Genomic DNA, 13,259 nt, shown 5'->3' on the forward strand with positions numbered 1-13,259 from the left:
ACGCGGGGCCCGGCGCGCGGACGACGTGCCGGGCCCCGCTCCTGTCCGCCCGGCCCCAGGGTCGGCGGACCGGGCCGGTCGGCGCCCGGTCAGGCCCGGGTGTCCTTGACGACCTCGCCGCCCTGGACGACCAGCACCACGTTGGCGCGGTCGCCCAGCAGTGAGACGTCGGCGAGGGGGTCGCCCTCGCACACCACGAGGTCGGCGAACTTCCCGGCCTCGACCGTGCCCGTCGTGTCGGCGGTGCCCACCAGCTCCGCGGCGTTGCTCGTGCCCGCCCTGATCGCCTCCATGGGCGAGAGCCCCACGGACACCAGCTGGGCGAGTTCGCGCAGGTTGCGGCCGTGCTCGGAGATACCGGCGTCCGTACCCATCGCGATCCGTACCCCGCGGCTGACCGCGTGGGAGATCCGGCGGTAGGTCTCCTCGGCCAGGGCCCGCTTGGTGTCGACCGCCTTCCGGGTCATCAGGTGGACCCGGTCCTCGAAGTCGAACGTGGTCAGGGTCGGCACGAGGAAGGTGCCGCGCTCCAGCATGAGGTCGATGCCCTCGTCGTCGATGAGGTAGCCGTGCTCGATGCTGGCCACCCCGCCGCGCACCGCGTTCCTGATCCCCGCCGCGCCCTGGGCGTGCGCCGCCACCGGCCGACCGCCGTGCTTGGCGGTCTCGGCCACGATCACGGCGATCTCCTCCTCCGTGACGCCCTCGTCGGTGGGGCCGTCCGAGGGGCTGGAGAGCCCGCCGGTGGCGCACACCTTGATGACGTCGGCGCCGTCCCGGACCAGCCTGCGAGTGGCCACCCGGGCCTCTTGCGGCGAGTCGACGATCTCGGCGGCGGTGTGCTCGCAGTCGTGCGGGTTGGCGCCGGAGGGCAGCGTGAAGTCGGCGTGGCCGCCGGTGTGACTCATCAGCCGCAGCGCCATGCTCAGGCGCGGCCCCCGGATCAGACCGCGTTCCCGCGCGATGCGGAAGCCGGTGTCGGCCCCGCCCAGGTCGCGGGCGCCGGTGACGCCCGCTTCCAGGGTGACCCGCATCCGCTCGGCGGACTCGAACGCGTGCAGGCTGCGGGAGACGTCGGCGTTGTTGGTGGCCAGGGCACGGCCGTCGGAGAACCCGAAGTGCACGTGGGTGTCGATGAATCCGGGCAGCAGGGTGCGCCCGCCCAGGCTCTCCACGGTGTCCTCGGGGCGGGGCGCGGGCGCGTCAGCGGCGGGCCCGGCGTAGGCAATCAGCCCGTCCTCGACCAGGACGGCGGCGTCGGCGACCGGGGCGGCTCCGGTGCCGTCGATGAGGGTGAGGTCCCGGTACAGGGTCCTGGCGCCGGTCATGGGTGGTCTCCTTACGTCGGTGTGCGTGCGGGGTGGCGGGCCCGGTTGCCCGGGCCCGTGGTCTACAGCCGCGGGTACATGCCGGGGCCGATGGGCAGGCCCCCGAAGTAGAACACCGCGAAGACGGCGACCCACATGACCAGGAAGACCAGAGAGAAGGGCAGGCAGCGCGCGATCACGGTGCCGATGCCCGCCTTGGGCTCGTAGGACTTGAGGAAGCCGAGGACGATGATCACGTACGGGTTGAGCGGCGAGAGCACGCTGGAGGTGGAGTCGCCGATCCGGTAGGCCGCCTGGACGAAGCCGGGCTCGTAGCCGAGCAGGGCGAACATCGGCACGAACACCACGGCGAACAGGGCCCACTGGGCGGAGCCGGAGATGATGAAGAAGTTGATCAGCCAGGCCAGCAGGATGAAGCAGAGGATGGCCCCGAACCCGGTGAACCCGGTGGCCTCCAGCGCCTCCGCGCCCTTGATCGCGATCCACGTGGACAGGCCGGTCCAGTTGAACAGCTCCAGGAACTGCGCCATCACGAAGGCCAGGACGACGAAACCGGACATCTCCTTGACGGTGTGGCCCATCATCCGCGCGACGTCGGCCCCGCCCCGGATCGCCCGGGTGGCCAGACCGTAGGCGACGCCGGGCACGGCCAGGGTGAGGAAGACCAGGAAGACCACGGAGCTGAGCAGCGGGGACTCGGGCAGGAACGCGCCGTCCTCGTTACGCATGGGCGCGCCCGGCGGGAGGGTGACCAGCAGGACCGCGACGACCGTGAGGACCAGGGCGATCCCGGCCCAGCGCATTCCGCCGCGCTCGCTCGGGGTGAGCTCGGCGTCCATCTTCAGGTCGGGGCGCTCCTCGGCGGTCCCGTTCGCGGCGGAACCGTCCTCGGCACCGGTCTGCTCGCGGCTGACCCCGCGCCGCACCAGGGCGGGTTCGAGGACGCGGTCGATGAGGAAACCGGCCACGACGCTCAGCACGATCGCGATCGTGAAGGTGAGGAAGTGGTTGGAGATCGGGCTGACGTGGGTGGTGCCCAGCCCCTCCACCGGCGCGGCGGCGGTGTTGGTGATGCCGGACAGCAGCGCGTCGGTGCTCGTGATGAAGGGGCTACAGCTGAACGCGGCCATGGCGGCGGCGAAGGAGCCGAGCAGACCGGCGACGGGATGGCGCCCGGCCGCCTTGAAGACCATCGCGGCCAGCGGCGGGATGACCACCATCGCGGCGTCGCTCATGATGCTGCCGGAGACCGCGACCAGGGCGGCCACGTACGGGAGCAGCCACTGGGGCGCACCGCTGAAGGCCCGGCGGACCAGGGTGTTGAGCAGACCGGTCCGCTGCGCGATGCCGACGCCCAGCAGGATGGTCAGCACCACGCCCAGGGGCGGGAAGCCGATGAAGTTGGGGACCAGGTTGGTGGTGAGCCAGGTGAGTCCCTCGGCGGTGAAGAAGCCCTTGATCTCCTGGGCTCCGTCCTCGCTGCCGGGCACCACGTAGGTGGCGCCCAGAGCCGACAGGGCCGAGGAGGCGACGGCGACGAGCGCGAAGAGCAGCAGGAAGAGGACGAACGGGTCGGGGATCTTGTTACCGAGGCGCTCGATGTTGTCGAGGGAGCGGGTGAGGAAGCCGGGGCGCGTCTCGACCGCGCCTCCCTGCTGGGAGCGTGGGGTGCTCATGGGTCACCTCCGGGACGAAGGGGTGGCGGGTGGGGCCTGGTCAGTGCGCGGTGCCCGGTCGGGTTCCGGTGGTGTCCTTGTGGACCGCACCGTCCTTGATGACCACGGTGACGTTGTCGGGCTCGCCGAGCAGGGTGATGTCGGCGAGGGGGTCCCCCGAACAGACGACGACGTCGGCGCGCTTGCCGGGTTCGAGGGTGCCGATCTCCTCGCTCCGCCCAAGGAGCGCGGCGGCGTCGCGGGTTCCGGTGAGCAGGGCCCCCATGGGACTCATGCCGTGCTCCACCAGCAGGGCGAGTTCGCGCAGGTTGCGGCCGTGCGGACAGATACCCGAGTCGGTGCCGAGGGCCACACGGACCCCGGCCCGGACGGCGGCGGTGATGTTCTCGCTGAGGTGTTCCTGGAGCCTGAGCTTCTTGGCCACCGCGTAGTCGGCCGACTTCGCGGGGTCGGGCGGGGTGGTGGCGGTGGAGAGGGTGGGCACCAGGAAGGCGCCGCCGTCCAGCATGAGCTGGATGCCCCGCTCGTCGATCTCGTAGCCGTGCTCCACGCTGGTGACCCCGGCGGTGAGGGCGTTGCGGATGCTGCGGGCGCTCTGCGCGTGGGCGGCCACGGGGATGTCGTGGCTGGCGGCCTCGCGCACGATCACGGACATCTCCTCCACGTTGAGCCCGTCGTGCCAGGGGGTGTCCTGGGGGCTCCACACGCCTCCGCTGGCCATCACCTTGATGACCTTGGCGCCCTTGCGCATGACCTCACGGGTGGCGCGCAGGGCCTCGGCGGGGCCGTCGGTGTTGACTGAGACGGCGCCGTCGGGCCCCAGGATCGCGCCGTAGTCGAAGCCGCAGCAGGTGCGGAAGTCGCCGTGGCCTCCGGTGGGGCCGAGAGCCCGGTAGGCGGTGGTGAGGCGGGGGCCGGGGATGATGCCCTCGTCGACGGCGCGGACCACGGCCTGGTCGAGCCCGGCCAGGTCGCGAACGCTGGTGACCCCGGCGTCGAGGGTGGCCCTCAGGCGCGGGATGGCGGTGAAGTAGCCGTAGTGGGGAGGCTGGTTGATCAGGTCGGCGGGGTTCATGCCGTCGCCGGACATGGTCATGTGCACGTGGGTGTCGACGAACCCCGGCAGGATCGTGCCCCCGGCCGCGTCGACCACCCGGTGCGGCTCGCCGATGTGCGGCGTCTGGTCGGCGGGGCCGATCCAGTCGATCCGGCCGTCGCGCAGGACGAGGGACCGGTCGCGCTGGGGGCCCTCCCCGGTCCCGTCGATCACGGTTCCGTCGCGGACCACGAGGGTCCTGCCAGCCGAGGTCATCGACGCCACCTTTCTCACCGCACCCGGTCCCTGGTTCCGCGAGGCGGACACCCGGACGCGACGGTGCGCAATCCAACGGAGACTCGCAGCTCAGGGCCGCGCTTCTGATCTTGCGGAAACCTACGTGGACCCTCCGGTAACCTGCGGGAATCGCCGGGAACCGCCATGAGGGAGGTGGATTTTGCCGGAATCGAGCATGCCCAACGAGTTCGACCTGACCCTGATCAACGCGCTCCAGCTGGCTCCCAGGGCCACCTGGGCCGAGCTCGGGCCGGTCCTGGACGCGGACCCCACCACGCTGGCCCGCCGGTGGAAGCGGTTGGAGGACGAGGGGCTGGCGCGCATAGCCGCGTTCCCACGCCGCCGGGTGATGGCCCGCCGGTACCTCAGCTACGTGGAGCTGAGCTGCCGCAACGGGTCGGTGGAGCGGGTCGCGGCGGCCCTGGCCGAGGACCGCGACACCCTGAGCATCCAGTTCGTGGCCGGGTCCCACCAGCTCATGCTCACCGTGGTGCCCGGCGGAGGGCTGGCGGACTACCTGCTCAACTGGGTGGGCGGCATCCCCGACGTGGTCTCCTACCGGGTGCACGTGGTCACCGAGGTCCCCCGGGAGGCCTACCTGTGGCAGGTCCGCGCCCTGTCACCCGGGCAGCGGCGCCGGCTCCGCGCCCTCTCCCCCACGCTGCGCGCCCCGGTGGGCAACGAACGCGTCACCGAACTGGACCAGAGCATCGTGGATTTGCTGTGCGCGGACGCGCGGCTGGGTTACCAGACCATCGCCGAACGACTGGACATCGCGCCCACCACCGCCGCGCGCCGAATCAACCGGCTGCTGCGCGACGGGCTCCTCGGGCTGCGTTGCGACATCTCACGCGCGCACATGGGCTGGCCGAGCGCCGCCACCCTGTGGGGAACGGTGGACCCCGAGGTTCTGGACGGCGTGCCCGACCTGGGGGAACGCATCCCCGAGGTCCGGTTGTGCACGACCATCGCGGGTCCGGAGAACACCCTGTTCATCCTGTGGCTGCGCGACGCCCCCGACCTCACCCGTGTGGAGCGCAGGCTGTTGGAGGAGCTGCCGGGGCTGCGCATCGCCGACCGCCGGATGACGCTGCGCACGTTCAAGTTCATGGGCGGGGTGACCGACTCCGAACAGCGCTTCGTGCGTTCGGTCCCGATCCAGCTCCGCTCCCCCGACGATCCCTAGGCGGCCTGGCGGGGGACGCGGAGCGGACGCGTCAGGCTGCGGGAAGGACGTCGAGGGCGACCAGCAGTTCACGGCCCAGCGACTCGCGCAGCTCCGCGTCCTCCTGGTCCTCGACCTCCAGACGCAGCGCGAACGTGTGCAGGTCGGAGCCCTGCTCGACCCAGCCCACCCACCAGCCGGGCACCGGGTCCACGTCCACACCCAGGCCGGTCCGGGCGAACAGCTGGTGCCCGGGCCCCTCCTCGACCAGCAGCAGGTCACGCAGGGCGCGCTGGTGCTCGACGTCCACGGGCAGTTCCTCGCGGGCGAGTTCGGCGACGAAGGTGGCCTGTTCCATGGCGGAGATCTCCAGGGGACCCTCCAGCCAGAACCGGTCCATCGCCCCCTCCTCGCCGACGTTCCGGTTGCCGTAGTCGAACCGGTCCACCCAAGTGGACATCCGGTCGAACCCGATCCGGTCGGCGACCTCCTGGTGCACCGGGACGTCGGAGGTGGGCAGGGCCTCGCGCAGACTCAGGTCGTCGCCGGACTCGGGGGAGATCACGTCGTCCACGTCGGACACCTCACCGGTCTGGAGGGCGATCAGCGTGTTCGGCAGCTTGAAGGTGGACGCGGGCACGGCGCGCTCGCTCGCCTCGTCCAGATTCACCACGACGGCGGACCGGTCACCGGCGTCGAAGAGCACGAACGTCCCGTTCACCCCGACCTCGGCGAAGACCGCCTCGAGGTCGTGGCGCTCCACGGTCTGCACGTCGCCCAGTTGGACGGGGTTGCCGACCGTGCCCTGCGCGGGCTCGGGTTCGTCCGTCGTCGCGCAGGCGGCCCCGCTGAACAGGGTGATGGCACAACCGGCGGCTCCGAGGGCGAAGCGGCCGGGGGCGCGCCCGGACCTCCCGGGAGCGTGTTCGGTGTCGGTACGCACTCGTCTCCTCCACAGGCTGTCCGCGGGAACGTCCACCCACAAAGCTAGGGCATGCCCGGTGGTCACACACCCCGCTCGGCCGCCTCCGACGACCGTGTCGCGAAGGTCGTCCCCAAGCGTCCGGGCATGGGCGTCCTGGTCGTCCACAAGCGCCCGGGCTGTCTTGGGCGCCCCAGGTCGCCGCTGCTAGGCTGAGCGTGTTGCTGACCCCGTACGGGAGAGTGTCCGCGTATCCAGCGTGGGCCGCCGAAGGAGCAATCCCTCCCCGAAGACAACCTCTCAGGCACAGCGGACCGTACGGGCGAGACCACTCTGGAAAGCAGGGACGCGTTCCCTCGCCGAAGGTGCAAACCACGCCGAGCGCGCGGTGAAGCTCTCAGGCACCCATGACAGAGGGGGAGGATGGCAACGCCTTACGCACGACACCCATCCTCTCGGGAGTGCCCATGTCAGACTCCGCGACCGCGCCGCGCCTCACCGCGCTGCACAAGACCCACGAAGAGGCCGGGGCGACGCTCGTCGACTTCGCCGGATGGCTGATGCCCCTCCGCTACAGCAGCGAGACCGCGGAGCACACCGCCGTCCGTGAGGCCGCCGGGCTCTTCGACCTCTCCCACATGGGCGAGATCCGGCTGACCGGCCCGCAGGCCGCAGAGGCCCTCGACCACGCGCTGGTCGGCTTCCTGTCCAAGGTCAAGGTGGGCCGCGCCCGCTACACCATGATCACCGCCGAGGACGGCGGCGTCCTGGACGACCTCATCGTCTACCGGCTCGGTGAGCAGGAGTACCTGGTCGTGGCCAACGCGGCCAACGTGCCCGTGGTCGCCTCCGCCCTGGCCGAGCGGGCCTCCGGCTTCGACGTCGAGGTCGCCGACGAGTCCGCCGACTACTCGCTCATCGCGATCCAGGGCCCGCGCGCGGTGGAGATCCTCGCACCGCTCACCGACGCCGACCTGGACGACATCCGCTACTACGCGGGCTACGAGCACACCGTCGCCGGGGTCCCGGTCCTGCTCGCCCGCACCGGCTACACCGGCGAGGACGGGTTCGAGATCTTCGTCCGGCCCGCCGACCGCGCGCCCGAGGTCTGGGCCGCCCTCATGGCCGAGGGAGCGCCGCACGGGCTGGTCCCGGCCGGGCTCTCCTCCCGCGACACCCTCCGTATGGAGGCCGGCATGCCGCTCTACGGCCAGGAGCTCAACGCCGGGCTCACGCCGTTCGACGCCGGCCTGGGCCGCGTGGTCAAGCTCGACAAACCCGGTGACTTCGTGGGCCGCGCCGCGCTCGAGGAGGCCTCGCGCACCGCTCGCGAACGGCGCCTGATCGGCCTCGTCTCCCGTGGCCGCCGCCCTCTCCGCAAGGGCCAGGACGTGCTGCGCGACGGCACGGTCATCGGAGTCACCAGCAGTGGCGCCCCCTCCCCCACCCTGGGCCGCCCCATCGCCATGGCCTACGTGGACGGCGACCTCGACACCGCGACCGGCACGTTCACCGTGGACGTGCGCGGGCGGGGCGAGGAAGTCGACGTGGTCGAGCTGCCGTTCTACAAGCGGCAGTCGTAGGAAGCGGGTACGCCCCCGGGCGGACCCGAGAACCTGCACGTCCCGCACGGCCGGATCCCCACGAGGGACCGGCACGGACGGGGCGTGGCCAGGCGTAGGCCGGGCCGGGTCGCCGTACGGGCGCACGGCAGACAAATGGAACACCTCCAAGGAGAGTTGAAGTGAGCGTTCCCACGGAGCTGGGTTACACCGCCAAACACGAGTGGATCGCGGTCAGGGACGGGATCGCCACCGTCGGGATCACGGCGTACGCGGCCGAGTCGCTGGGTGACATCGTCTTCGTCGAGACCCCCTCGGTCGGCGACGACGTCACCGCCGGTGAGACTGCGGGCGAGGTGGAGTCCACCAAGTCCGTCAGCGACATCTACTCCCCCGTCACCGGAGAGGTCGTGGAGGTCAACGAGGCGCTTGAGGACGCCCCGGAGACCATCAACTCCGACCCCTTCGAGGGTGGCTGGCTGTTCAGGGTGCGCGTGTCCGAGGAGCCCGCGGACCTGCTCTCCGCCGAGGAGTACACCAAGCTGACCGAAGGCGAGAACTAGCATGACCAGCGACAACCTTCTCAACCAGACTCTGGGCGAGCTGGACCCCGAGGTGTCGGCCGCGGTCGACGCCGAACTGGCGCGCCAGCGCGACACCCTGGAGATGATCGCCTCCGAGAACTTCGCCCCCCAGGCGGTTCTGGAGGCCCAGGGCACCGTCCTGACCAACAAGTACGCCGAGGGCTACCCCGGCCGCCGCTACTACGGCGGCTGCGAGCACGTCGACGTCGTCGAGCAGCTGGCGATCGACCGCGCCAAGGAGCTGTTCGGCGCCGAGCACGCGAACGTGCAGCCGCACTCGGGCGCGCAGGCCAACACGGCCGTGTACTTCGCGCTGCTCAAGCCGGGTGACACCATCCTGGGCCTGGACCTGGCCCACGGCGGTCACCTGACCCACGGCATGCGGATCAACTACTCCGGCAAGATCCTGAACGCCGTGGCCTACCACGTGCGCGACGAGGACGGCACCGTCGACTACGACGAGGTCGCCGCCCTGGCCAAGGAGCACCAGCCGAAGATGATCGTCGCGGGCTGGTCCGCCTACCCGCGCCACCTCGACTTCGCGAAGTTCCGCGAGATCGCCGACGAGGTCGGCGCGCTGCTCATGGTGGACATGGCGCACTTCGCCGGTCTGGTCGCTGCCGGACTGCACCCCAACCCGGTGCCGTTCGCCGACGTGGTCACCACCACGACCCACAAGACCCTCGGCGGTCCGCGCGGCGGCATGATCCTGTCCAAGGCCGAGCTGGCCAAGAAGATCAACTCCGCGGTCTTCCCGGGCATGCAGGGCGGCCCGCTGGAGCACGTGATCGCGGCCAAGGCGGTCTCGTTCAAGGTCGCCGCGAGCGAGGAGTTCGCCGAGCGCCAGCGCCGCACGGTGGCGGGTGCCCGTATCCTCGCCGAGCGGCTCACGCAGCCGGACTCGGCGAAGGTCGGGGTCAAGGTCCTGACCGGCGGCACCGACGTCCACCTGGTCCTGGTGGACCTGGTCGACTCCCAGCTCAACGGCCAGGAGGCCGAGGACCGGCTGCACTCGGTCGGGATCACGGTCAACCGCAACGCGGTCCCGAACGACCCCAGGCCGCCGATGGTGACCTCGGGTCTGCGGATCGGCACGCCGGCCCTGGCCACGCGCGGATTCGACGAGGGTGACTTCACCGAGGTCGCCGACGTCATCGCCGAGGCGCTCAAGCCCGAGTTCGACGAGGCCGCCCTGCGCGACCGGGTCAGCGCTCTGGCCGCCAAGCGTCCGCTCTACCCGAACCTGTAGCAGTCTCCGCCGTGTGGGCCGCGCGGGCCCACACGGCGCCGGTCACCACGGCCCCATCCCTGTGCTCAACGAGGAGGACAGCCATGGCCATCAGTGTCTTCGACCTGTTCAAGATCGGTATCGGACCGTCGAGTTCCCACACCGTCGGCCCGATGAAGGCGGCCCGGACGTTCGTGTCCGGTCTGCGCTCCGAGGAACTCCTCTCGCGTGTGACCCACGTGCGGGTGGAGCTGTACGGCTCACTGGCACTCACCGGCAAGGGGCACGGCAGTGACACCGCCGTGGTCCTGGGGCTGATGGGGCACACCCCGGAGGGTGTGGACGTGGACGCCGTCCCCCACCTGGTTGAGGGGGTCCGGTCGGACCGAAGTCTCCTCCTTGGCGGCGCGGACGGTCCGGCGGTGGACTTCGACCCCGCCGTCGACGTCGACTTCCGCCGCAAGGAGAGCCTGCCCGACCACCCCAACGGGATGCGCTTCCTGGCGTTCGACCACGCGGGTACCGAGGTGGCCGCGAAGGTGTACTACTCGGTGGGCGGCGGCTTCGTCGTGGACGAGAGAGCCGCGGGCGCCGACCGGATCAAAGCCGACGACACCGTCCTGCCCCACCCCTTCTCCTCCGCGGAGGAGCTGCTGGAGCTGTGTGAACAGACCGGCATGTCCATCAGCGCGCTGATGCTCGCCAACGAGCAGGCCTTCGGGCGTACCCCGGACCAGATCCGCGAGGAGCTGCTGGAGATCTGGGCGGCGATGCGCCAGTGCGTGCGTCGCGGTGTGTCCACCGAGGGCAGTCTGCCCGGGGGGCTGAAGGTGCCGCGCCGGGCCCACCGGCTCTACCGCCAGCTGGGCGGCAACTGCGACGAGCACGGCCTGCTCGCCCCCACCCACGTGGACCCGGACCCGATGCGCGGCAGTGACTGGATCACGCTGTACGCACTCGCGGTGAACGAGGAGAACGCGGCCGGGGGCCGAGTGGTGACCGCGCCGACCAACGGCGCGGCCGGTATCGTCCCGGCGGTCCTGCACTACTACCTGCACTTCAGCCCGGGCGCGGGCGACGACGGCGTGGTCCGCTTCATGCTGACGGCGGCGGCCATCGGCATACTGTTCAAGCAGAACGCGTCGATCTCGGGCGCCGAGGTGGGCTGCCAGGGCGAGGTGGGTTCGGCCTCCTCCATGGCGGCGGCCGGCCTGGCCGAGGTCCTGGGCGGTTCGCCGGCGCAGGTCGAGAACGCCGCCGAGATCGCCATGGAACACAACCTGGGACTGACCTGCGACCCCATCGGCGGCCTCGTCCAGATCCCCTGCATCGAACGCAACGCGCTCGCCTCGGTCAAGGCGATCAGCGCCACCCGCATGGCCCTGCGCGGCGACGGCAGCCACTTCGTGAGCCTGGACAAGGTCATCAGGACCATGCGCGACACCGGCCGCGACATGCACGACAAGTACAAGGAGACCAGCCGCGGCGGCCTCGCCGTCAACGTCATCGAGTGCTGACCCGATGCCGGGAATGTCCCGGTTAATCCCTTGGTTGTACCGAGTGCACGGCCGATGACCGGGCTCGAGCTCCCACCCGCTCGCCCTCGTCGGTCGTCACCCCGGGTCTGGTGGCTTGAGCTCTGCTCGCCACCAGACTCGCCCCTTCCTCCCCCGCCCGTCGGTTCCGGGCTCAGGCCAGGCTGCGGCGGGGGTTCTTGGCGGGGGCGGTCATGGACATCCGGATGACCGCGGGCACCTGGTCGAGTTCGAGGGCGCCGCGCAGGTTGGTGATGGCCTCCGAACGCACGCGCCGCCAGATCCCGGCCACGTCGGCGTCCTCCTCCAGTGTCAGCGCCAGCCGCAGGTGCGGGCGGTCGCCGGACTCGGTGAGACGCGCACGGGCACGGCGCACCCCGGGGTAGTCGGTGACCTCCTGCTCCAGGGCACCCCTGGCCGCGCTCTCCGAGATCTCCACGTTGCCCGCGTCGTCGCGCGCCAGGTGCATACGGCCCACGGTGTCGTTCATGCCCTGCACCATCAGCCACCGCAGGGCCAGGTAACCGGCCACGAACGCGACGGCCACCGCCACGTACGGGACCCACTGCTGGGCGAGCACCTCGTTGACCCGGTCCCCGAGCAACGGCGTGGCGGCGAGTTCGCCGCCGAGGAGGCCCTGCCCCGTGGCCAGGGCCGCCACGCCCGCCACGAGCAGCACGATCCCCACGATCACCAGGCCCAGGCGGTTGCCCCGGGCCGACCTTCGAGACCTCTCGCGTGCCATGGTCAACCCTCCGCGTATCGAACGTGCGTGGCGATCCGCATGCTGCGCAGCGGGGCCAGCTCCTCCAGTCGGGTCTCCACGGCCGAGGTGACCTCGGCGGGCAGCCCGTGCGACTCACGCATCCCGGTGCGCACGTGGACCCGGATCCGGTTCCCACGCACGACCACGTGCACGTGGTCCACGCCGCTCACGTCCTGCGCGGCGGCCGCCACGGCCCGCCGCAGAGCGGGCCGGGTCAGTCCCACCACCAGGGCCGGGTCGTCGGTGCGCAGCGCCGTCCACCGGCTCCGCCCCGGGGCCAGCGCCACCACGATCAGGGCCAGTCCAATCAGCGCCAGAACCGCCGAGGCGATCTGCACCGAGGGCTCCGACCAGGTCGTGGCGGCGGCGTAGTCCGTGGCAGGGCCGACCGGGATCAGCCGCAACGGGTTGCCCGCGAGGGCGGCGATGACCTCGGCGGCCGCGACCACGGCCACCACCAGGATCAGCAGTCCGACGAGTACCGCGGGCCACGACCTGCGTGGGCGGAACGTGTGGACGGCGACGCGCTTGGCGCGGCGGTCGATCCCCTGGCTCGGACGGCCGAGCGCCTCTTCCACGGTGGTCATGTCAGCGCACCAGCTCCGCGATCTCGATGTCGATGTGGTGGACCTGTTTGCCGGTGATCCGCTCGACCCGGTCCCTGACGTGGCCGCGCACCTCCTCGGCGACCTGGCGCGCGGGCCTCGGGTAGCGCACCCCGACGCGCAGGCGCAGGATGACGATCTCCCCGCTCACCCGGGCGCGGGCGGTCCTCGACCGCACGGCCCGGGCCCCGGAGACCTCTCCGACAGCCCTGGCCGCCACCTTCTCGATGACGGCCCCGGGGATGTCCGTGCGGCCCCCGGGGTCCCGTCCGCGGGTGTGCCCTGTGGCCTCACCCTCCGGAACGGGACCCCTCTGACGAGGGACGGTGTCCGTGCGAACCCCGACCACGACCTCACCCCTGTCTACGCCGACCGCCGTGTGAACATCTCGGCCAGGTCGATCTCACCCTCCATCGCCCGGCCCGCGACGAACCCGACGAGTCCGAGGACCAGTACCAGCGCGAAGGCGGGGAACCCGCCGAACGCCGCCGCGAGCCCGAGCACCGTCCCGTAGGACAGTCCAACGATGGGCCACATGGCTACCCCCTCTGATCA

At 71.3% G+C, this 13,259-nt stretch carries 13 protein-coding genes and 1 riboswitch; of the genes, 5 read left to right on the forward strand and 8 right to left on the reverse strand.

Annotation, left to right across the window (positions count from 1 at the left end; translation table 11 throughout):
* Positions 1-89 precede the first annotated feature (89 nt).
* The 3 genes from BDW27_RS02465 to BDW27_RS02475 all read right to left on the reverse strand — a co-directional run bounded on the left by BDW27_RS02465 (position 90) and on the right by BDW27_RS02475 (position 4,316).
* On the reverse strand, positions 90-1,328 hold the full coding sequence (locus BDW27_RS02465) for an amidohydrolase family protein (protein WP_110048043.1): 1,239 nt from the start codon (positions 1,326-1,328) through the stop codon (positions 90-92).
* A gap of 62 nt (positions 1,329-1,390) precedes the next feature.
* Positions 1,391-3,004, reverse strand: a complete 1,614-nt coding sequence (locus BDW27_RS02470; RefSeq protein WP_110048044.1) for an AbgT family transporter — start codon at positions 3,002-3,004, stop codon at positions 1,391-1,393.
* A gap of 40 nt (positions 3,005-3,044) precedes the next feature.
* Positions 3,045-4,316 (reverse strand): amidohydrolase family protein, encoded by a 1,272-nt coding sequence (locus BDW27_RS02475; RefSeq protein ID WP_110048045.1) that lies wholly within the window; start codon positions 4,314-4,316, stop codon positions 3,045-3,047.
* A 196-nt stretch (positions 4,317-4,512) separates the two neighbouring features.
* Here BDW27_RS02475 and BDW27_RS02480 point away from each other — a divergent pair, with 196 nt between their 5' ends.
* The gene (locus BDW27_RS02480; protein WP_233515597.1) at positions 4,513-5,523 is read left to right on the forward strand and encodes an Lrp/AsnC family transcriptional regulator; all 1,011 of its coding nucleotides are present in this window, start codon (positions 4,513-4,515) and stop codon (positions 5,521-5,523) included.
* A gap of 31 nt (positions 5,524-5,554) precedes the next feature.
* Here the strand turns inward: BDW27_RS02480 and BDW27_RS02485 are convergent, their stop codons facing one another.
* A complete protein-coding gene (locus BDW27_RS02485) occupies positions 5,555-6,445 on the reverse strand; it encodes a penicillin-binding transpeptidase domain-containing protein (RefSeq protein WP_110048047.1) in 891 nt (296 codons plus the stop codon).
* Between the two features lie 204 nt (positions 6,446-6,649).
* Positions 6,650-6,751, forward strand: a riboswitch (glycine riboswitch).
* A 140-nt stretch (positions 6,752-6,891) separates the two neighbouring features.
* Between BDW27_RS02485 and gcvT the strand changes: the two genes are divergently transcribed.
* From gcvT to BDW27_RS02505, 4 genes are all read left to right on the forward strand, one after another.
* A complete protein-coding gene (gene gcvT, locus BDW27_RS02490) occupies positions 6,892-8,007 on the forward strand; it encodes a glycine cleavage system aminomethyltransferase GcvT (RefSeq protein WP_017546424.1) in 1,116 nt (371 codons plus the stop codon).
* 161 nt (positions 8,008-8,168) lie between these two features.
* The gene (gene gcvH, locus BDW27_RS02495; RefSeq protein ID WP_017546423.1) at positions 8,169-8,549 is read left to right on the forward strand and encodes a glycine cleavage system protein GcvH; all 381 of its coding nucleotides are present in this window, start codon (positions 8,169-8,171) and stop codon (positions 8,547-8,549) included.
* Position 8,550: 1 nt separating this feature from the next.
* Positions 8,551-9,819: a serine hydroxymethyltransferase gene (gene glyA / locus BDW27_RS02500; RefSeq protein ID WP_110048048.1), complete on the forward strand. Its 1,269-nt coding sequence runs from the start codon at positions 8,551-8,553 to the stop codon at positions 9,817-9,819.
* 83 nt (positions 9,820-9,902) lie between these two features.
* A complete protein-coding gene (locus tag BDW27_RS02505; protein ID WP_110048049.1) occupies positions 9,903-11,315 on the forward strand; it encodes an L-serine ammonia-lyase in 1,413 nt (470 codons plus the stop codon).
* Between the two features lie 172 nt (positions 11,316-11,487).
* On the opposite strand, the gene amaP is transcribed toward BDW27_RS02505, so the two are convergent.
* From amaP to BDW27_RS27365, 4 genes are read right to left on the reverse strand one after another with little or no spacing between them, the layout of a single operon-like run.
* Positions 11,488-12,078, reverse strand: a complete 591-nt coding sequence (gene amaP, locus BDW27_RS02510) for an alkaline shock response membrane anchor protein AmaP (protein WP_110048050.1) — start codon at positions 12,076-12,078, stop codon at positions 11,488-11,490.
* 2 nt (positions 12,079-12,080) lie between these two features.
* Complete coding sequence (locus BDW27_RS02515) at positions 12,081-12,686, reverse strand: DUF6286 domain-containing protein (RefSeq protein WP_110048051.1); 606 nt, start codon at positions 12,684-12,686, stop codon at positions 12,081-12,083.
* A gap of 1 nt (position 12,687) precedes the next feature.
* Positions 12,688-13,053: a hypothetical protein gene (locus BDW27_RS02520; protein ID WP_110048052.1), complete on the reverse strand. Its 366-nt coding sequence runs from the start codon at positions 13,051-13,053 to the stop codon at positions 12,688-12,690.
* Positions 13,054-13,067: 14 nt separating this feature from the next.
* Positions 13,068-13,241, reverse strand: a complete 174-nt coding sequence (locus BDW27_RS27365; RefSeq protein WP_017546417.1) for a hypothetical protein — start codon at positions 13,239-13,241, stop codon at positions 13,068-13,070.
* Between the last annotated feature and the right edge of the window lie 18 nt (positions 13,242-13,259).

The organism is Nocardiopsis sp. L17-MgMaSL7, from assembly GCF_003182025.1.
Lineage (GTDB): Bacteria > Actinomycetota > Actinomycetes > Streptosporangiales > Streptosporangiaceae > Nocardiopsis > Nocardiopsis prasina.